A 19,351-nucleotide genomic window follows, 5' to 3' on the forward strand; every position below is an offset into this window, starting at 1 on the left:
CAGTCGCGCCGAATGGAACCGCCACGGGGTATCTTCGGGATCCCACACGGGTTGCTCTCCTCGCCGGACGAGTGGGCCGCCCTCGGAATCGGCCTTCTCGCGCTCGCAGCGGCGACCTTGTACGACGGTGACCTCGACCTCGAACCCGTCTCGGGTGCGGCCATCGTTGGCATCGTCGTCGCGCTTCTCGTCTCATTCATTGCTCCCTCAGTCGTCACAAACGAGTGGCACGTCCCCGTCATCGTGGTCCTCGCTGTCATCGCCGGGGTGATAATCGTCCACCAGCGTGGCTGATTCGAGGTATCGGAGACACCGGGTGAGCGCCGACGAAGTTACCCATCGTGACCCCTGCGTTCCGGTATGGACGAACACACTCGTGACCCATCCGTGGAGCCACCCGACGGAAATCCGACGGGCTGGCGAGCGGACAGGGCGACTACTGCCGCCGACGGCGAGCGGACTGGAGGATCCGCGAGCGGCCAGTGGGAACATGCCACCCTCCGGCGAGCGCTCGATCACGGCGTGCGCCTCTACAATGCGGGCGAGTTCCACGACTCGCACGATTGTTTCGAGGCGGAGTGGTATAACTACGGCCGCGGCAACACGGAATCGAAGTTCCTCCACGGGATGGTCCAGGTCGCGGCGGGCGCGCACAAGCATTTCGACTTCGAGGATAACGCGGGGATGCGTTCGCTCTTCGAGACGGCGCTCGACTACTTCGTCGGCGTGCCGAACGACTTCTACGGGGTCGATCTACTCGACGTTCGCATGACCCTGATGAACGCCTTGGAGGAACCGAGCGTGCTGGCGGGCTGGATGATCCGTCTCGACGGCGAGTCGCCCACGGCACGCCCGGTCGATTTCGCGTACGTGACGGCGCTCGACTGACCGCCCATCTGAGTACCGCGGCACTCAAAAAGGGTGGGTGAGTAGTGTGGATAGATGCGAATCGAGCAGTTGGGCGACGGCGAACCGGAGATCGCCGTCGTCGGTGGCATTCACGGCGACGAGCCGTGTGGCGTGCGCGCGGTCGAACAGCTCATCGAGCGGGATCCCGACGTCGAGCGACCCGTCAAATGTATCGTCGCCAACGAGGAGGCGCTCGACCGTGACGTGCGCTACACCGACGCCGATCTCAATCGGGTGTTCCCGGGCGATCCCGACGCCGACACCCACGAGGAGCGGCTTGCGGCGGCCCTGCTGGCGGAGCTCAAGGGCTGTACGACCCTCTCGATGCACTCGACCCAGTCCTATACTGGTACTTTCGCCGTTCTCGCCGACGAGACTCTGGCGCTCGCCCAGTCGATCTGTCCCTATCTCACTCTCGACGCGGCCGTCGACACGAGCGCGTTCACGGAGGGGCGACTGATCGAGTACGCGCCCGTCGTCGAGGTCGAATGTGGCTATCAGGGCTCTGCGGAGGCCACCGAGCACGCCAGCACGATCGCCGAGGAGTTCCTCGCGGCGCTCGGCGCGCTCCCCGGTGGCGAGCCACACGACGAGGGCGTGCCGCTGTACCGACTCACCCATCTCATCCCGAAGGGCGCGGCCGACGCCTACGACGTCCCGGCGACGAACTTCGAGCGCGTCGCCGCCGGCGAGACCTACGCGACGATCGACGGCGAGGAACTCGTCGCCAACGAACCGTTCTATCCCGTGTTGATGTCGCCCTATGGCTACGAAAACGAATTCGGCTACGCCGCGGAGCTCGACGGACGGCTGGGTGGGTCGGCCGCCGGCGACGAGCGCGACCGGCCGGAAACGCCGCGGTAGCTACTCCTCGGCGGGTGCGAACTCGACGAGCGAGAGCTCGCGATCGAGATGGCAGTAGTCGTGTGGCGGGTCGCCGATGACCTCCTGAATGCGGTACTCGGTGTCGAACGCCGCGCCAGCCGGCTCGCAGTACTCGTGGCTCGGACAGCCGGTGTGGGGACAGGGGCCGTCGAGTTTCGCCTTGCTGCCCGCGTAGGCGCTTTTCGGCGAGACGTTCGCCATCACGGGCGCAGGTTTGACTTCGACGGCGCGCACCCCTGTATCGTGGACGCCACATTCGAGCGTCTGGGTGTTCTCGCGAACGCTCGTGACGCGGTATTTCGTTCCCTCAGAAAGGTTGAGACACTGCTCGCGGTAGGGACAGCCCTCACAGGCGCTGGCCTCACCCTGATAGACAAACTCGGTGCCGACATCGGCGAGGCGCGTGCCGACGAGCGTGACCTGTGACATGGTCCGCGCTACGCTGCGAACGTGAATAAGAAACACGTCTCGGCAGCATCACTCCCCCGTGAGTTCGTCGAGTTTTTCGAAGTACTCCTCGCGAGGCACCTGATAGAGTTCCCGATAGTCGATCTCGCCGTCGGCGAACCGTTCGGCGAGCCCGATAGTCCCGTCGACGGCGTCCGTCCTGGCATCGTAGTGGTCGGCATCGCGGTTGACCTCCGGTTCCAGAAACAGCGTGACGATCCACGGATCGGTCGGGTCGGGATCGAGTTCGCTGCCGGGGCGGCGCGAGCGCTGGCCGTGGGTCAGATAGAGCGTCGGCAGGCAGGGTGCGGGGAACTCGTGGCTGTCGAAGATGTCGGGGCGGAAGACGAGGATGCACTGGTCGGCGCTCTCGTTCCAGATCGTCCACGAGTAGGGCAGCGCGTCGAACTCGCTCATGGGCGCTCTCGGTGGCGAGCGCCCAAATCCTCGGCGGTCGGTGCGGGCGTCGCACACGGAGGCTTCGGGAGGAATATGGCATAAGTAGGGGCAACAGTTATATGTGTTAATCCTTTTTCTCCTACTAGTATTGGTGGGTCATGCTACCGCGGTACGCTGCCGCGAACCTCCGGTACGGCTCGCCGATCTCGACGCGCCGCCCACGACCGACACGGACGACTACCGCGGTGAGTCCGCGCGTGGCTCCCGCGAGAGAGATACAACAATGTCAGGCGACACCAACACGCTCGAAGCGCTCAGCGAGGAGTACCGTGCATCGATCCCGACCGACCTCCGCACGGCGCGCACGTTCCAGTGGTATCTGGACGAACTCCGCGAGGAGCCAGCGATCGCCCGCAACGCCCACCAACGCGTCGCGGACATGTTCGACTTCTACGGCAGCGACTACGACGAGGAGACGGGCGTCGTCGAGTACCATCTCGCCTCCGAGGACCCGCTCGGCGAGGGCGAGAACACCTTCTACGGCCGCGAGATCCACGAGGCCATTCACGAGTTCGTCAACAAGGCCAAATCCGGCGCACGCGGGCTCGGGCCGGAACGCCGCATCAAACTGCTCCTGGGGCCGGTCGGCTCGGGGAAGTCGGATTTCGACCGGCAGGTCAGGCGCTACTTCGAGGACTACACGATGCGCGAGGACGGCCGGATGTACACCTTCCGCTGGACGAACCTGGCCGACGTGATCGCCGACCAGGATCCCGCCGACGACGTCGTTCGATCGCCGATGAATCAGGATCCGCTGGTGCTCCTCCCGCTCGATCAGCGCAAACGCGTCGTCGAAGAACTGAACGAGCGCCTCGATGCGCCCTACACGATCCAGAACGAGCAGTCGCTCGACCCCGCGAGCGAGTTCTACATGGACTCCCTGCTTGGCTACTACGACGACGACCTCCAGCAGGTGCTCGAAAACCACGTCGAGGTGATGCGGCTCACCGCCGACGAGAACAAGCGTCAGGCGATCGAGACCTTTGAGCCGAAGGACAAGAAAAATCAGGACGAGACCGAGCTGACGGGCGACGTCAACTACTCGAAGATCGCGGTCTACGGAGAGAGCGACCCGCGAGCCTTCGACTACTCGGGTGCGTTCTGTAACGCCAATCGGGGTATCTTCTCCGGCGAGGAGCTCCTCAAACTCCAGCGGGAGTTCCTCTACGACTTCCTCCACGCCACCCAGGAGATGACCATCAAACCGAAGAGCAACCCGCGGATGGACATCGATCAGGTGATCGTCGGGCGGACGAACATGCCCGAGTACAAGGAGAAGAAGGGCGACGAGAAGATGGAGGCGTTCAACGACCGAACGAAGCGGATCGACTTCCCTTACGTGCTCCAGTACGACGAGGAGGCGAACATCTACCGGAAGATGCTCGCGAACGCCGACGTGCCCGATATCCACGTCGAGCCCCACACCCTGGAGATGGCCGGTCTGTTCGGCGTGCTCACCCGGATCGAAGAACCCGACTCCGGGACTGTTGATCTCCTCCAGAAGGCCAAAGCCTACAACGGTGAGATCGACGAGGCCGAGGACATCGACGTCAAGAAATTGCGCGAGGAGGCGACCGACACCGCCGAGATCGGCGAGGGGATGGAGGGGGTGAGCCCGCGGTTCATCGGCGACGAGATATCCGAGGCGATCATGGACTCGATGCACCGTGAGAGGGGGTTCCTCTCGCCGTTGACGACGTTCAACCACCTGGAGGGCAACCTCGAAAACCACGGCTCGATCGCCGAGGACCTCTTCGACACCTACTACCGCTACCTCGAACTCGTCCGCGAGGAATATCGCGAGCGCGCCATCGAGGACGTCCGACACGCGCTGGCGTACGATCTCGACGAGATCCAGCGCCAGGGCGAGAAGTATATGGACCACGTGATGGCCTACATCGACGACGACACCGTCGAGGACGAGCTCACCGGGCGCGAACAGGGGCCCGACGAGACGTTCCTCCGTTCTGTGGAGGAGAAACTCGACGTGCCCGAAGACCGGAAGGACGACTTCCGTCAGGAGGTGTCGAACTGGGTGTCGCGTCGCGCTCGCGAGGGCGATACGTTCAACCCACAGGACAACGACCGTCTGCGGCGGGCCCTGGAGCGCAAGCTCTGGGAGGATAAGAAACACAACATCAACTTCTCGGCGCTGGTGTCGTCGGGGGAGATGGACGACGAGGAGCGCAGCGCGTGGATCGACGCGCTGATCGAACAGGGCTACACCCGTGGTGGGGCCAAGGAGGTGCTCGAATTCGCCGGTGCCGAAGTCGCCAAAACCGAACTGGAAGACGAGTGATGACTGACCGAGAGAGCGGCGAGAGCTACGTCACCGCGGCCGACCGCGCGCTCCAGGAGACCTACGAGGAGCCGATGAGCCTCGCCGAATACGTCGATGCGGCGCTCTCCCAGCCCCGGATCGCCGCCCACGCCGCGAAGTATCTCGTCGCCGCCATCGAGGCCGCCGGGACCAGAACCGTGATCGAGGAGGGCGAGGAGACCGAGCGCTACCGGTTCTTCGACGACCCACACAACGACGGTGAGCACGCGATCCTCGGCAACACCGCGGTGCTCAACGCGTTCGTCGACGATCTGCGCTCGATCGCCGCCGGCCGGGGGAAAGACGAGAAGATCATCTGGCTCGCCGGCCCCACGGCGACGGGCAAGTCCGAACTGAAGCGTTGTCTCATCAACGGGCTGCGCGAGTTCTCGAAGACCGACGCCGGTCGGCGCTACACCGTCGAGTGGAACGTCGCGGGCCTCGGCGAGTCGGCCGGGCTGACCTACGGCGGCGAGTACCGCGACGACGAGGACGACTGGTACGAGAGCCCCGTCCAATCACATCCGCTGACCGTCTTCCCGCCGGAGGTGCGTACGGAGATCGTCGAGGCACTCAACGAGCGCAGCGACGATCACGTCCCGATCACCGTCGAGGGACGTCTCGATCCGTTCTGCCGTGAAGCCTACGACTACCTCGAGGAGCGGTACCGCCGCGACGGGGTGCGGGACCTGTTCTCAGCCGTGACGGACAGGCGTCACCTCCGGGTAAAGAACTATGTCGTCGATGTCGGGCAGGGTATCGGCGTGCTCCATTCGGAGGACGACGGCTCGCCGAAGGAACGGCTCGTCGGCTCGTGGATGGCAGGAATGGTGCGCGAACTCGATTCGCGAGGCCGAAAGAACCCGCAGGCGTTCTCCTACGACGGCGTGCTCTCGCAGGGCAACGGACTGTTGACGATCGTCGAGGACGCCGCCCAGCACGCGGATCTCCTCCGCAAGCTGCTCAACGTGCCCGACGAGGGATCCGTGAAGCTCGACAAGGGAATCGGGATGGACGTCGACACGCAGATGATCATCATCTCGAACCCCGACTTAGAGGCGCAGTTGAACCAGCACGCCGAGCGCAACGCCGACGACCCGTTGAAGGCGCTCAAGCGCCGCCTCGACAGGCGCGAGTTCGACTATCTCACGAACGTCTCGCTCGAAGCCGAGCTCATCCGGCGCGAACTCGCGAACGAGACCGGGATCTGGCGTGCCGAGAGCTACGAGGCGCTCGAACGGACGATCGCCGAGCCGGTCACGGTGTCGGTCGGCGGTGACGACGATATCTCCGAGATCGAGCTCGCCCCACACGCGGTCGGGGCGGCTGCGCTCTACAGCGTCGTCACGCGGCTCGACGACGATGACCTCCCGGCGGGGATGGAGCTCGTCGACAAGGCGCTGCTGTTCGATCGCGGCTATCTCCAGCATGGAGACGAGCGCACCGAGCGTGAAGCGTTCGATTTCGACGAGGACAGCGCCGACGGCGAGAGCGGGATCCCCGTCACCTACACGCGCGACGTCATCGCCGATCTGCTGTACGCCGAGCGCGAGCGCCACCATGTCGATCTCCCCGTCGAGGACGTCGTCATGCCACAGGACGTCCTGGACGCGATGGCGGCCGAACTGGCCGAGGCACCGGTGTTCTCGACGACCGAGCGCGGCGAGTTCGAGAGCCGCGTCGTCCAAGTGAAAAACCAGGTGTTCGAGCGCCAGCGCGAGGACGTGCTCGAAGCGCTGCTGCACGACAAGCGCGTCGACGAGGCAACCGTCGCCGAGTACGTCGAACACGTCTACGCGTGGGCGGCGGACGAACAGGTCGAGAACGACCGTGGCGAGCGCGAGGAGCCCGACCCGCTCGTGATGAAGGTCTTCGAGACCGAGCATCTCGGGCGGTTCGGCTCCGAGAGCTACGACGGAAGTCAACCCTCGCCGGCGGTCAGGGAGTTCCGCATGGAGAAGATCATCACCGCGCTCAACCGCCACGCGTGGCACAGCCGCGACGACGAGTTCCGGGCGAGCGACGTCGCACTCACCGAGATCCCGGTGATCGACACCGTGCTCGGGAGCCACGACTGGGACGACGTCCGGCGGGCCTACGAGGACTTCGACCCGCGTCAGTGGGAGGACCCGCCCAGTGGAACCGAGACGGCGCGGCTGAAGGAACAGACGATCGAGAAGATGGTCGAGCTGTTCGACTACAGCGCAGCGAGCGCCGAGCTGACCAGCCGGCACGTCATGGGACAGGTGAGCTACAGATGGGACTGAGGGAGGACCTCGAACGCTACCGTGAGGTCGGCGAGGAGCGCCGCGAGGATCTCGCGGAGTTCATTCAGTACGGCGATCTCGGCGGCAGCGGCCCGGATTCGGTGCGAGTCCCGGTGAAGATCATCGACCTGCCGGGCTTCGAGTACGACAAGCGCGACCAGGGCGGCGTCGGACAGGGCGACGGCGACACGCCCCAGCCGGGCCAGCCGGTCGGCCAGCCACAGCCGGGCGACGAGGAGGGCGATCCCGGCGAGGAGGGCGGCGAGCACGAGTACTACGAGATGGACCCCGAGGAGTTCGCCCAGGAGCTCGACGAGCGACTGGGGCTCGATCTCGAACCGAAGGGCAAGCGCGTCGTCGAGGAGACCGAGGGCGATTACACCGACGTCAGTCGGACGGGACCGAACAGCACGCTCGATTTCGAGCGGATGTTCAAACAGGGGCTGAAGCGCAAGCTCGCGACGGATTTCGATCACGAGTACGTCCGCGAGGCGCTCAGGGTCGACGGGATGGGCCCCGAGAGCGTCTTCGAGTGGGCGCGCGGCAAGCACCTGCCCGTCTCGCGGGCGTGGCTCGACGACGAGTACGCGAAACTCGCGGCCAGCGAGCGCACGCGCTGGCCGTCGATCGAGACGATGGAGCGCAACGTCGAGGCCGAGGACACCGCTACCCGCATCCGCAAGGAGGGGGTCGATCACGTGCCCTTCCGTCGCGAGGACGAGCGCTACCGCTACCCCGAGATCGTCGAGGAGTACGAGAAGAACGTCGTCGTCGTGAACATCCGCGACGTCTCCGGATCGATGCGCGAGCAGAAGCGCGAGCTCGTCGAGCGGACGTTCACGCCGCTCGACTGGTATCTCACGGGCAAGTACGACCGCGCCGAGTTCGTCTACATCGCCCACGACGCCGAGGCGTGGCGCGTCGAGCGCGAGGAGTTCTTCGGCATCCGCTCTGGAGGAGGAACCAAAATTTCGAGCGCGTACGAGCTCGCGGCAGCGATCCTCGACGAGGAGTATCCGTGGAACGACTGGAACAGATACGTATTCGCAGCGGGCGACTCCGAGAACTCCTCGAACGACACCGAGGAGTACGTCATCCCGCAGATGGAGGCGATCCCCGCGAACCTCCATGCCTACGTCGAGACGCAGCCGTCGGGCAACGCGATCAACGCGACCCACGCCGAGGAGGTCGAACGCCACTTCCACGACAGCGACAACGTCGCCGTCGCGTACGTCAACGGCCCGGGGGACGTCGTCGACGCGATCGAAACCATCCTGAACACCGAGGACGACAATGACTGACCGCATCAGCGCACAGCGAGCGGCCGACAGCCTCGAAGAGCCGGTGAGCGAGGCCGCGAACCTCGCTCACAAACTGGGGCTCGACCCCTACCGCGTGAACTACTGGATCGTCGACTACGACGAGATGAACGAACTCATCGCCTACGACGGGTTCCAGACCAGATATCCGCACTGGCGCTGGGGGATGAAATACGACCGCCAGCAGAAACAGAACCAGTTCCTCGGCGGGAAGGCCTTCGAGATCGTCAACAACGACGACCCCGCGCACGCGTTCCTCCAGGAATCGAACAGTCTCGCCGACCAGAAGGCGGTCATCACCCACGTCGAGGCGCACGCGGATTTCTTCGCGCACAACCAGTGGTTCGGCCTGTTCACCGGCGGCGGGACGCCGGACGCGGCGGCGATGCTCGCGCGACACGCCGACGCGATCGCCGCGTTCATGCGCGATCCCGATATCGAGCGCGAGGCCGTCGAGAGCTGGATCGACACGATCCAGTGTCTGGAGACGAACATCGACCGGCATCGGGCGTTCGAGAGCGCGAGCGCGGAGGAGGCTCCCGGGATCGAGGACGACGACATCGCCGATCGACTCGACGAGCTCGATCTCGGGGCCGACGTCGTCAGCGAGGTGTTCGACGACGACTGGCTCGAAGCCCAGCGCGAGGAGGAGCCGTCGGGGGCGATCCCGCCCGAACCCGAGCCCGATCTGCTCGCCTTCCTCTTCCGTCACGGGATGGCCTACGACGAGGAGCGCGAGAAGGCCGTCGAGATGGAGGAGTGGCAGCGCACAGTTTTGGAACTGCTCCGCCGGGAGGCATACTACTTCGCCGCCCAGCGGATGACGAAGGTGATGAACGAGGGCTGGGCGGCCTACTGGGAGTCGATGATGATGGGCGAGGAGAACTTCGCCGGCACCGATGAATTCCTGAGCTACGCCGACCATCAGGCGCGCGTGCTCGCCTCACCGGGGCTCAATCCGTACAAACTCGGCAAGGAGCTCTGGGAGTACATCGAGAACTCGGTCAACCGCCGCGAGGTCTGCGAGCGCCTGCTCCGCGTCGAGGGAATCACGTGGCGCAACTTCCACGACGTGGTCGATTTCGAGACTGTCGCGGCGGCGCTCGCGCCCGATCCCGTCATCGATCGGATCGCGGGCGATGGGCTCGCGGCGTTCGATCCCGACGACCCGCGGGTAGATGGCGAGGCGCTCGCGACCGCGAAGAACGGCGAGATCGACGTCGATCGTTATCCCTGGAAACTCCTCACCTACGAGGGAATGGCCGAGCGCCACTACTCGCTTGCCAAACCCCAGAACAGCGGCTTCCTCCAGCGGACGAGCCGCGAGGAGCTCGAACGGATCTCGCGATACCTGTTCGACGATTCGCGGTACAGCGACGTCGACGAGGCGCTCGCCGACGTGGAATACACGGCGGGCTGGAACCGCCTCTTCGAGATCCGCGAGAGCCACAACGACGTGACCTTCCTCGACGAGTTCCTCTCCCAGGAGTTCGTCGACGACAACGACTACTTCACCTACGAGTACACGCAGGCCACAGGTGATTATCGGGCGACCTCGACGGACTACGAGGACGTGAAGAAGAAACTCCTGCTCCAGTTCACCAACTTCGGCAAGCCCACCATCACCGTGCAGGACGGCAACTACAACAACCGCAACGAGCTGCTGCTCGCCCACCACTACAACGGCGTGATGCTCGACGTCGAACAGGCACGACAGACTCTCGAACGCGTGTTCGACCTCTGGGGACGGCCGGTGAACCTCAAGACGATCGTCAAGGAGCTCGACGAGCACGACCTCGAAGTCGCGAAACGCCGCGAGCGCGAGCCCGATCCCGACGAGCGCGGCAAGCTCATCCGCTACGACGGCGAATCGTTCACCGTCGAGGATCTCTCGTGGAGCGAGGTCGAGGGGATCGCCGCGACGGACGTCGATTACGACACGAAACCCGACGAGTGGCTCGCGTGAACCCCCGACCGACGACGATACTGTCACATCCGAAAGGGCTATCGTTCGGACCGGTATCAGTACGCACGATGGGGCGAGCGCCATGAGGTATTTCGAGTTCACGATCAAACCCGACGACGGGGCGATCCATCCCGTCGATAGCGTCATCATCGAGACACCCGGCGTCACGCGCGAGGCGCTCGTCCACGTCAACGCGCTCGCCAACGGGACGGGCGTGATGCTCTATCGGCTCCGTGGCGATCCCGAGAAGCTCCAAGCGCGCCTCGACGGCCATCCGGAGCTGCTCTCGTGTTCGTCGATCGCCGTCGAGGGCGAGACGTTCCATTTCTACGTTCACGTCAAACCGGGCCAGCCCGCTGGCCGGCTGATGTCCGTCGCCCAGAAGTACGCACTGATGATCGTCCCGCCGCTGGCGTTCGTCGAGGGTGGGCTCCGGATCACCGTCGTCGGTACCCACGAGATGCTCCAGCAGGCGCTGGAGGAACTACCCGAAGAGACACGGATCACCGTCGAACAGGTCGGCGAGTATTCGCCCGACGAGCGAAACGTGCTCTCGCTGCTGACCGACCGTCAGCTCGAAGTGTTCGAGACCGCCGTCGAGAACGGCTACTACGAGGTGCCGCGGCAGGCGACCCACGAGGACATCGCCGGCACGCTCGACTGCGCGCCGAGCACGGTTGACGAACACCTCCGGAAGGCCGAATCGCGAATCCTCACGTCGCTCGTCTGAAACCCGGGAACCGGCTCGGCCTCGCCCGATTCAGCCCTGCCCGACCAGGCGCTCCTCGTCCTCCCAGTAGTCCTCGCGGAGTTCGTATTTCTGAACCTTGCCGGTCGCGGTCTCGGGCAGGTCGTCGACGAACTCGACGGTCTTCGGGATCTTGTACCGTGCAAGATGCTCGCCGGCGAACTCGCGGACGGCCTCGCCCGTGAGGTCGGTATCGGGCTTCGCTACGACCAGCGCCGTCACCGCCTCGCCCCACTCGTCGCTCGGAGTCGGGATCACGGCCGCCTTGGCGATGTCGGGGTGGTCGTAGAGGGTGTCCTCGACGGCGATAGAGGAGACGTTCTCGCCGCCGGAGATGATGATGTCCTTTTCCCTGTCCTGGATGGCAACCATCCCGTCCTCGTCCATCGTGGCGAGGTCCTCGGTGTGGAAGTAACCGGGGAGCTTGGCGTTGAACGCCTCCTCGGTGATATCGGGCTTGTTGAGATATCGGTCCATTACCTGGTTGCCCTTGACGACGATCTCGCCGAGCGTCGCGCCGTCGCGCGGCACGTCGTTGCCGTCGTCGTCCACAACCCGGACATCGGTCGCGAGCACCTCGCTGCCCTGCTTCACCTTGAGGTCGCGCCCACGTTCGGCGAGTCGCCGCGGCGAGTTCGAGGAGGTGATCAGCGGCGCGGTCTCGGTCAGCCCGTAGAGGTGGATGACCCGCCAGCCGATGTCGTCCTCGATACTGGAGAGGGTGGCGGTCGCGGGCGCGCTGCCGGCGGTGGCGATGCGCACGTCGCGCTCGCCGGTCGTCACGATGTCGGGGTTCTCGTCGTAGTGGGCGATGAGCCGGTTCAGCACCGTCGGCGCGCCACACAGGTAGGAAACGTCGTGCTCGCGCACCCGTTCGAGAGTCCCCTCCGGCTCGAACGTGCGCTGGCAGACGTGGGTCGCGCCCGTCCCGGTGATGGCGTAGGTGTGGCCCCAGCCGTTGCAGTGGAACATCGGCAGCGTCCAGAGATAGGTATCGTCGTCGCGGATCTCCTTGTGGTGGTTGAGAACGAGCGCGTGCCAGTGCTCGGTCCGATGGGTCCGGACGACGCCCTTCGGATCGCCGGTCGTCCCCGACGTGTAGTTGATCGAGGCGTCATCGTCCTCCGCGATCTCTGGTCGGTCGGGTCGGTCAGTCGGCTGAGCCGCGAGCCACTCCTCGTAGTCCACCCAGTCGCCGTCGATGGCGTCGGCCTCGTAGCCGACGAACGACTCGGCGGGCACCGACTCGCGCACCGCCTCGACGTTCTCGGCGTAGTCGTAGTCGGCGATGACGACGTCGGCATCGCAGTCGTTCAGGATGTAGTCGAAGTCGTCGGGCACCAGCAGGTAGTTCATCGGGACGAACACGGCTCCGAGCTGGTTCACGCCGTAGAGCGTTTCGAGGAAGTAGTGCGTGTTCGGCGAGAGCAACGCCACCCGATCACCCTGCTCGACACCCATCTCCAGGAGAGCGTGTGAAACCTGATTCACCCGCTCGGCGAACTCGTCGTACGTGTATTCGGTCCCGTCGTGGGCGATCACACCGACGACGTCCGAATAGAGATCGACCGCCCGATCCAGGAAGTCGGTCGTTAGCATTTCTACCTTCATGAACTATCCAACACCTTCGCGGGCGGCGACTAATGCCTTTCGGCACCCACTTTTTTACTCCTCGGGTGGCCTCCCTATGGTCGGCCATCACTCTCTGCTCACGGGCGCGAAGCGCCCGTTCGCACGGCGCGAGGGACCGAAGGTCCCTCGCTGGTCGCAAAAACCTGGACTAAAAATACCTGCTCGCTCCCTATGGTCGCTCGCAGTGAACCGCGCTCGCTCCGCTCGCGCGGACGTCCATCAGCACAGCAGCGCAGAAGCCCTCGCTCCCTCACTTCGTTCGGTCGCCCGCCCTTCATCCACCAGGAGAGTTTGCTCTCCTGAGCCTCGGCTCGCGTCGCTCGCCGAGATGCCAGGCACCGCAACCGCCGGCAGGCGGGGCCGCATCGGCGGCACCCACCAAGTCAGGGGAAGACGAGCACTGTCGCACCGTCGGCATCGAGCACTTCGACGGTTTCGCCCGCCGCGCGCTGCTCGTGACGGATTTCGACCGCGTCGCCGTCGAGCACCACGACCTCACCGTTGGCGTCGAGTTCGATCTCACCCTGTTCGCGCTTCTGTGCCGCGATGGCCTCCGGATCGGCTGCTTCGAGCGCGCCGACGACCGCACCAGCTCGATCGCGGAACTTCGGCCCGATCGTGCTGTGATCCGGGTCGACTTCGACGGGCACCATCTCGATGTCCGGCTCGCCCGCCTCGACCTCGATCGGGGCGTTGACCGTCGCGCGCAGGTCGCCGATGTCGAACTCGTCGACACCGTCGTCAGGATAGATCTCGACGCGATCGAGATCGGCGTTGAGCGCCATCCCGGCCTCCGATTTCCACGCCCGGACCGTGCTCGCCACCGCCGCGATGCGCTCGCCACGGGCCTCCACGCTCTCGTCTTCGGCGTCGAGTTCGGGCCACCCGGCCGCGTGAACGCTGCCCGACGTTCCGGGGAGATGACGGTAGGTCTCCTCGGCGAGGAACGGCGAGAACGGTGCGAGCATGCGGATCGACGCCGACAAAACTATGGAGAGCGTTCGCCGAGCGGCAGCTTGCTCCTCGGGACTCCCCTCGTAGAGCCGCCCCTTGATCAGTTCGAGGTAGTCGTCGGCGAGGTCGTGCCAGAGGAACTCCCGGACCGTCCGGAGCGCGCGATCGAACCGATGCTCGTCCATGTCGGCGGCCACGTCGTCGGCGATGCGCGCGCACTTCGAGTGAATCCATCGGTCGGCGTCGGTGTATGCTGGCTTCGCTTCGTCGGCATCGTCGAGGTGATCGCTCGCGAAGCGCGTGATGTTCCAGAGCTTCGTCAGGAATCGCGAGGCGCTCGTCACCTCCTTGTGCTGGAACTGGATGTCCGAGCCGGGCTGGCCGCCGAGTGCGATCGCTTGTCGGAAGGCGTCGGCCGACTGCTCCTCGACGACGTCGATCGGTGCGACCGAGTTGTCCTTCGACTTGCTCATCTTGTTGCCATCGGTCCCCAGGACCATCCCGTTGATCACCGCCTCCTCCCACGGCTTCTCGTCTTCGAGCGCCGCCGTCCGGAGGATCGTGTAGAACGCCCACGTGCGGATGATGTCGTGGCCCTGCTCGCGGAGCTGGACCGGTTCGAAGGGTTCGTCGGGCCAGCCAGCTGCATGAAGCGCCGAGATCGACGAGTCCATCCAGGTGTCCATCACGTCGGTCTCGCCGGTCCACTCGCTCGCGCCACACTCGGGACACTCGGCGGCGGGGTCGTCCTCGGTCGGCTTCGCGGGCAGATCGTCGGTGCTGGCGACGTGCCAGTGGCCGCAGTCATCGCACGACCACGCCGGGATCGGGGTGGCGAACACGCGCTGGCGCGAGATCACCCAGTCCCAGTCCATCCCTTCGGTCCACTCCTCCAGGCGACCGTACATGTGCTCGGGGATCCAGTCGATCTCGCGGGCCTTCGAGAGGATCTCGTCCTGGTCGACGCGGACGAACCACTGCTCCTTCGAGAGGATCTCGATCGGCGTATCGCACCGCCAGCACGCACCCACGGACTGCTCGATCGGCTCCTCGTCTTCGAGATAGCCCTCCTTCTGGAGTGCGGTGGTGATCTCCGCCTTCGCCTCGTCGAGATCGAGCCCGCCGAACTCCGGGACGCTCTCGTCGAGACGGCCGTCCTCGGTGACGACAGGTCGGAGATCGAGATCGTACTCGGCCCACCAGTCGACGTCCTGCTTGTCGCCGAAGGTGCAGATCATCACCGCGCCCGTGCCGAACTCGCCGTCGACGGCCTCGTCGGCGATCAGTTCGACTTCTTGTCCAAAGAGTGGCACCTCGAAACTGTCGCCGATACGGTCGGCGTAGCGCTCGTCGTCGGGATCGACCGCCATGCCGACACAGGCCGCGAGCAACTCGGGCCGCGTGGTGGCGATGTCTATGTTGTCGTTGTCGATGCCCGAAAACCGGACGGTCGCGAGCGTCCCCTGGCTGTCGACGTTCTCGACTTCGGCGTCGGCGATGGCCGTCTCACAACGTGGACACCAGTTGACGGGATGTTCGTCACGATGGACGTAGCCATTGTCGGCCATCTCGACGAACGAGCGCTGGGTCTTCGCCCAGTAGTCGGGATCCATCGTGCGGAACTCCTGTTCCCAGTCCTGGGAGAAGCCCAATCGCTGCATCGTCTCCTTCATCGCGTCGATCTGGCCCTCGGTGTGCTCGATGCAGAGCTCCCGGAACTCCTCGCGCGAGACATCCGTCCGTCGAATTCCTTGGTTCTCCTCGACCTTCACCTCGGTGGGCAGACCGTGACAGTCCCAGCCCTGGGGGAAGGAGACGTTCTCGCCCTGCAGGCGGTGATACCGGGCAGCGAAGTCCATGTAACACCAGCCGAGTGCGTTTCCGATGTGGAAGTCCCCTGTGGGATACGGCGGCGGCGTGTCGATGACGTACTGTGTGTCAGTATCGGTGGTTTCGTCGTCATCGTAGCGATACAGCTCGGAATCGGCCCACTCCTCGCGCCACTTGGCTTCGAGGGTGGATGGGTCGTAGCTCTCCGATAGCTCTGTCATGGTGAGAATGCCTGCGGCCGGTCAAGTAACGGTGTCGAAACGGCGGTTCGGTCAGCGACGTACTACCGCTGCCATCGCGTCCATAGCCCACCCACGCGAGTCGGTCGGATAAACGTTCGCGTTCTGCAGGTCACGAGCATACCCACGACCATCTCGCCGGAGCCGTCAGCGACTTGTTCGTGAAACGCTATCAATAGACATGAATTTGCTCCTTCGCGTGCTCGTCGGCGCGTTCGTCTGTGTCGCGCCGTCGCTGTTGTTCCTCGGACTCTGGCACGGCCTCCAGCGCATGCAGGACGGCGAGTTCGTCGAGCAGGTCGCCGGCAACCACGGAACGACTGTCGAGGACCTGTTGCCGACCACCTCCAGCGAGCACGATCTCGACTCGACCGAACGCCGCCGGTTGCGACGCATGGCCGTCGAGGGCGACGGAACGTCTGGGTTCGACGACTCGATCACAACGGACGAGGAGCCACCCGGATAGCGGAACCACAACCCCTACCTGCGCGCCCGCGGAGGGAGGGGTATGCAACTGGGCGTCGTCGGACTCGGGCGGATGGGACGGATCGTCGCCGGGCGTGCACTCGATGGCGGCCATAGCGTGGTCGCCTTCGACACGGACGAACAGGCGGTCGCGGCCGCCGCCGAGGTCGGTGCCGAACCGGCCGACTCCGTCCCAGACCTCGCCGAGACGCTCGGTGACGAGAAACGAATCTGGCTGATGGTGCCCGCCGGCGACGCCATCGACGCCGTGCTCGCCGACCTCGAACCCCATCTCGACGGCAACGATATCGTGGTCGACGGCGGCAACTCTCACTTCGAGGCGTCGGTCCGCCGGGCCGAATCGACCCCGGCGGCGTATCTCGACTGCGGAACCTCGGGCGGACCGGCGGGCGCGGAGGTCGGCTTCTCGCTGATGATCGGCGGGCCCGTGTGGGCCTACGAGGAGCTCTCGTCCGTGTTCGACGCCGTGGCCACCGGTACGGAGGGCCACGACAGAATGGGGCCGGCGGGTTCGGGCCACTACGTGAAGATGATCCACAACGGCGTCGAGTACGCGTTGATGGAGGCCTACGGCGAGGGGTTCGAACTGCTCCACGACGGCCGATACGACCTCGACCTCGAATCGGTCGCGCGCACGTGGAACAACGGTTCGGTGATCCGCTCGTGGCTGCTCGAACTCTGCGAGGAGGCGTTCGCCGAGGAAGGCACCGATCTCGATACCGTCGCTGATCACGTCGCCGGCGGCTCAACGGGCACCTGGACCGTCCAGGAAGCGCTCTCCCAGGAGATCCCCGTCCCACTCATCTACACCGCGCTCGCCGAACGGTTCGGCTCGCGCTCGGACGGCCGGTTCGCCCGCCAGCTCGCCAATCGCCTGCGGTACGGCTTCGGCCGTCACGATGTCGCTCGGAACGAATGATCGAGCGAGAGCGACAGTAGCCGAACGGGGAGCACCACGACCCGTGAGGACAGAGATCGCTCGCGAGGAATAATCCAGCCCATCAGCGCCGCCGACGCTGACCGCACAGCACCACAGAAGCCCTCACTCGCTCACTGGCGTTCGCTCGTTCGCCCTTCATCCACCAGGAATCCGCAACTGCACCGCGACCGCAGCCGGGTTCAGTCGTGCCGGCCGCCGTCGCCGACGGCCGTGGCCGTCCGTCGCTGTTCGAGATCGTCTTTTTCGGCGATGCGGTCAGCACAGGCGAAGCCCGCCCGGATCCCGCCGTTCAGACTTCGTTCGGGATACTGGGCGCGACTCGCCATCCCGGCGTAGTAAACGCCATCGGCGACCTCGCTAGCGAGATCGTAGGGGATCACCATGTCGAGATAGCCGCGCTCATAGACCGGCGCGGTGCGGGGATTTCTGGCCGTCTCAATCCAGTTGACGCTGCTGCGATCGAAGTCGGGGAAGAGCTCTTCGATGCCAGAAAGCCACGTCGCCTCGACGGCGTCGTCGCTCATCCGCCAGAGTTCTTCTTCGGAATTCTGGACGTAGCTCACCGCGTAGAGCAGGTGTTCGCCGCCGTAGCGCGCTGCGGGCACGAAGTTCGTGTGTTCGATGAGCGCGCCGAAGGGGGCCTCGTCGGCGATGTTGAGCCAGTAGGTGTCCATCAGTGATTCGGAGAGTGAAATCACCGAACAGACCGTTCCCTGGAAGTCGATCTCGCAGGTGTAGCCCGTAAGATCCTCCAAAACGTTGGGCATCGCCGCGACGACGACCTCGTCGACCGCGTGGGTCTCGGTCTCGCCATCGCTCGCGACCGTGAGCGATTCGACCCCGCCACCGGCCGTGTCGAGATCCGTGACGCGCGTGCCGGTTTCGATGTTCTCACGGCCGACCGCGGCCACGAGCGCGTCGAGCAGTCGGTGAAAGCCGCCGTCGAAGTAGCCCAGGATCTCCCCCCGAAGGAGGTCGCGTTCGCCGCGGAACTTGACGCGCCCGAGCAGCCACGCGGCGCTCACGTCGTCCTTGCGCGAGCCGAACTTCGCTTCGAGCAGCGGTTCGAAGAAGTTCTCGTAGACGCCGCGCGTGGTGTGCTCCAGAACGAACTCCTTGATCGGGACGTCCTCGTAGTCTTGGAGATTCTCGTAGCTATCGAACTTCGGTACGCCGCCGCGCACGTCGACGTCGAGCGTGAGCATCCCGAGACGGAACGTATCGTAGAGGCTCAGATGCGGGTAGGCGAGGATCTGCCACGGCGTGTCCATCGGGTGGAGGGTTCCATCGACGTAGTAGCCGTTCTCCCCGACGCGCCATTCGAGCGCGTCGCCGAGACCGAGTTCCTCGGCGAGCTCCACGATCGTCTCCTCGGATTTCGAGAGATGGTGATAGAACTTCTCGATGCGATCGCCGCGGGTCTCGTAGGTCGCCGCGAGCCCGCCGACGTCCTCGCTCGCCTCGAAGATCCTGACCTCGTGGCCCTCCTGCTGGAGGCGGTAGGCCGCCGCGAGCCCCGCGATGCCACCGCCGACGATGCCGATCATGGCGCGAGTTTCCGGCCGACGCGAATGTAGCTTGTGTTCGCCGGCGGCCCACAGCGTTAGGTGGATGGCCCGCGTCGTGCTCCCATGACCGTCGTTGCACTGCTCAGCGTCGCTCCCGTCATCGAGGACAGCATGGCCGGCGAGGTCGCCAAAGCGGTCGCTGCGCTCGACGAATTCGACGTGGATTACGAGACGAACCCGATGGGCACGGTGATCGAGGCCGACGAACCGGGTGAACTGTTCGCAGCCGCGCAGGCCGCACACGAGGCCGTCGACGGCGACCGCGTGAGCACCGTCCTGAAGATCGACGACAAACGCACGAGCGACGATTCGGCCGACGACAAGGTCGATGCCGTCGAACGCGAACTCGGCCGGGAGGCACACGGCGACCGTGAATAACGAA

General features: G+C 65.1%; 16 protein-coding genes. 11 read left to right on the forward strand and 5 right to left on the reverse strand.

Going from position 1 to position 19,351, the window contains the following annotated elements; translation table 11 throughout:
* The first annotated feature begins 12 nt into the window (after positions 1 to 12).
* From NO363_RS04960 to NO363_RS04970, 3 genes are all read left to right on the forward strand, one after another.
* Entirely contained in the window at positions 13 to 294 is a 282-nt protein-coding gene (locus NO363_RS04960) for a hypothetical protein (protein ID WP_256687302.1), read from the forward strand.
* Between the two features lie 66 nt (positions 295 to 360).
* Entirely contained in the window at positions 361 to 888 is a 528-nt protein-coding gene (locus NO363_RS04965; protein ID WP_256687303.1) for a DUF309 domain-containing protein, read from the forward strand.
* A gap of 54 nt (positions 889 to 942) precedes the next feature.
* Positions 943 to 1,773, forward strand: a complete 831-nt coding sequence (locus NO363_RS04970) for a M14 family metallopeptidase (protein ID WP_256687305.1) — start codon at positions 943 to 945, stop codon at positions 1,771 to 1,773.
* On the opposite strand, the gene NO363_RS04975 is transcribed toward NO363_RS04970, so the two are convergent.
* Both NO363_RS04975 and NO363_RS04980 read right to left on the reverse strand, forming a co-directional pair.
* A complete protein-coding gene (locus NO363_RS04975; protein ID WP_256687307.1) occupies positions 1,774 to 2,223 on the reverse strand; it encodes a UPF0179 family protein in 450 nt (149 codons plus the stop codon). It lies immediately after the preceding gene.
* A 48-nt stretch (positions 2,224 to 2,271) separates the two neighbouring features.
* Positions 2,272 to 2,658, reverse strand: coding sequence for a DUF5820 family protein (locus NO363_RS04980; protein ID WP_256687308.1), 387 nt, complete (start codon positions 2,656 to 2,658; stop codon positions 2,272 to 2,274).
* A gap of 265 nt (positions 2,659 to 2,923) precedes the next feature.
* Between NO363_RS04980 and NO363_RS04985 the strand changes: the two genes are divergently transcribed.
* The 5 genes from NO363_RS04985 (at position 2,924) to NO363_RS05005 (ending at position 11,302) form a co-directional block, all read left to right on the forward strand.
* Positions 2,924 to 4,999, forward strand: a complete 2,076-nt coding sequence (locus tag NO363_RS04985) for a PrkA family serine protein kinase (protein ID WP_256687310.1) — start codon at positions 2,924 to 2,926, stop codon at positions 4,997 to 4,999.
* Entirely contained in the window at positions 4,999 to 7,287 is a 2,289-nt protein-coding gene (locus NO363_RS04990) for a PrkA family serine protein kinase (protein WP_256687312.1), read from the forward strand. Before NO363_RS04985 ends, NO363_RS04990 begins: the two co-directional genes overlap by 1 nt.
* Positions 7,278 to 8,588 (forward strand): YeaH/YhbH family protein, encoded by a 1,311-nt coding sequence (locus tag NO363_RS04995; protein WP_256687314.1) that lies wholly within the window; start codon positions 7,278 to 7,280, stop codon positions 8,586 to 8,588. The genes NO363_RS04990 and NO363_RS04995 overlap by 10 nt, the downstream gene beginning before the upstream one ends.
* Positions 8,581 to 10,572 carry a SpoVR family protein gene (locus tag NO363_RS05000; RefSeq protein WP_256687316.1) on the forward strand — a complete coding sequence of 664 codons (1,992 nt, stop codon included), beginning with the start codon at positions 8,581 to 8,583 and terminating at the stop codon, positions 10,570 to 10,572. Before NO363_RS04995 ends, NO363_RS05000 begins: the two co-directional genes overlap by 8 nt.
* 82 nt (positions 10,573 to 10,654) lie before the next feature.
* On the forward strand, positions 10,655 to 11,302 hold the full coding sequence (locus tag NO363_RS05005) for a helix-turn-helix domain-containing protein (RefSeq protein ID WP_256687318.1): 648 nt from the start codon (positions 10,655 to 10,657) through the stop codon (positions 11,300 to 11,302).
* 30 nt (positions 11,303 to 11,332) lie between these two features.
* On the opposite strand, the gene NO363_RS05010 is transcribed toward NO363_RS05005, so the two are convergent.
* Positions 11,333 to 12,931: a long-chain-fatty-acid--CoA ligase gene (locus tag NO363_RS05010; protein ID WP_256687320.1), complete on the reverse strand. Its 1,599-nt coding sequence runs from the start codon at positions 12,929 to 12,931 to the stop codon at positions 11,333 to 11,335.
* Positions 12,932 to 13,335: 404 nt separating this feature from the next.
* The gene (locus NO363_RS05015) at positions 13,336 to 15,957 is read right to left on the reverse strand and encodes a valine--tRNA ligase (RefSeq protein WP_256687323.1); all 2,622 of its coding nucleotides are present in this window, start codon (positions 15,955 to 15,957) and stop codon (positions 13,336 to 13,338) included.
* 199 nt (positions 15,958 to 16,156) lie between these two features.
* Between NO363_RS05015 and NO363_RS05020 the strand changes: the two genes are divergently transcribed.
* Positions 16,157 to 16,441: a hypothetical protein gene (locus NO363_RS05020; protein WP_007741127.1), complete on the forward strand. Its 285-nt coding sequence runs from the start codon at positions 16,157 to 16,159 to the stop codon at positions 16,439 to 16,441.
* A gap of 42 nt (positions 16,442 to 16,483) precedes the next feature.
* Positions 16,484 to 17,380, forward strand: coding sequence for a phosphogluconate dehydrogenase (NAD(+)-dependent, decarboxylating) (gene gnd / locus NO363_RS05025; protein ID WP_256687326.1), 897 nt, complete (start codon positions 16,484 to 16,486; stop codon positions 17,378 to 17,380).
* A gap of 200 nt (positions 17,381 to 17,580) precedes the next feature.
* On the opposite strand, the gene NO363_RS05030 is transcribed toward gnd, so the two are convergent.
* Complete coding sequence (locus NO363_RS05030) at positions 17,581 to 18,948, reverse strand: NAD(P)/FAD-dependent oxidoreductase (RefSeq protein WP_256687327.1); 1,368 nt, start codon at positions 18,946 to 18,948, stop codon at positions 17,581 to 17,583.
* Between the two features lie 84 nt (positions 18,949 to 19,032).
* Here NO363_RS05030 and NO363_RS05035 point away from each other — a divergent pair, with 84 nt between their 5' ends.
* Positions 19,033 to 19,347 (forward strand): MTH1187 family thiamine-binding protein, encoded by a 315-nt coding sequence (locus NO363_RS05035; protein ID WP_007741122.1) that lies wholly within the window; start codon positions 19,033 to 19,035, stop codon positions 19,345 to 19,347.
* The last annotated feature ends 4 nt before the right edge of the window (positions 19,348 to 19,351 follow it).

Source organism: Halococcus qingdaonensis (assembly GCF_024508235.1).
Classification (GTDB): Archaea; Halobacteriota; Halobacteria; order Halobacteriales; family Halococcaceae; genus Halococcus; species Halococcus qingdaonensis.

Coding starts and splice junctions, on each gene's coding strand:
- NO363_RS04960 (WP_256687302.1), top strand. CDS start 13: ATGGAACCGCCACGGGGTATCTTCGGGATCCCACACGGGTTGCTCTCC.
- NO363_RS04965 (WP_256687303.1), top strand. CDS start 361: ATGGACGAACACACTCGTGACCCATCCGTGGAGCCACCCGACGGAAAT.
- NO363_RS04970 (WP_256687305.1), top strand. CDS start 943: ATGCGAATCGAGCAGTTGGGCGACGGCGAACCGGAGATCGCCGTCGTC.
- NO363_RS04975 (WP_256687307.1), bottom strand. CDS start 2,223: ATGTCACAGGTCACGCTCGTCGGCACGCGCCTCGCCGATGTCGGCACC.
- NO363_RS04980 (WP_256687308.1), bottom strand. CDS start 2,658: ATGAGCGAGTTCGACGCGCTGCCCTACTCGTGGACGATCTGGAACGAG.
- NO363_RS04985 (WP_256687310.1), top strand. CDS start 2,924: ATGTCAGGCGACACCAACACGCTCGAAGCGCTCAGCGAGGAGTACCGT.
- NO363_RS04990 (WP_256687312.1), top strand. CDS start 4,999: ATGACTGACCGAGAGAGCGGCGAGAGCTACGTCACCGCGGCCGACCGC.
- NO363_RS04995 (WP_256687314.1), top strand. CDS start 7,278: ATGGGACTGAGGGAGGACCTCGAACGCTACCGTGAGGTCGGCGAGGAG.
- NO363_RS05000 (WP_256687316.1), top strand. CDS start 8,581: ATGACTGACCGCATCAGCGCACAGCGAGCGGCCGACAGCCTCGAAGAG.
- NO363_RS05005 (WP_256687318.1), top strand. CDS start 10,655: ATGAGGTATTTCGAGTTCACGATCAAACCCGACGACGGGGCGATCCAT.
- NO363_RS05010 (WP_256687320.1), bottom strand. CDS start 12,931: ATGAAGGTAGAAATGCTAACGACCGACTTCCTGGATCGGGCGGTCGAT.
- NO363_RS05015 (WP_256687323.1), bottom strand. CDS start 15,957: ATGACAGAGCTATCGGAGAGCTACGACCCATCCACCCTCGAAGCCAAG.
- NO363_RS05020 (WP_007741127.1), top strand. CDS start 16,157: ATGAATTTGCTCCTTCGCGTGCTCGTCGGCGCGTTCGTCTGTGTCGCG.
- gnd (WP_256687326.1), top strand. CDS start 16,484: ATGCAACTGGGCGTCGTCGGACTCGGGCGGATGGGACGGATCGTCGCC.
- NO363_RS05030 (WP_256687327.1), bottom strand. CDS start 18,948: ATGATCGGCATCGTCGGCGGTGGCATCGCGGGGCTCGCGGCGGCCTAC.
- NO363_RS05035 (WP_007741122.1), top strand. CDS start 19,033: ATGACCGTCGTTGCACTGCTCAGCGTCGCTCCCGTCATCGAGGACAGC.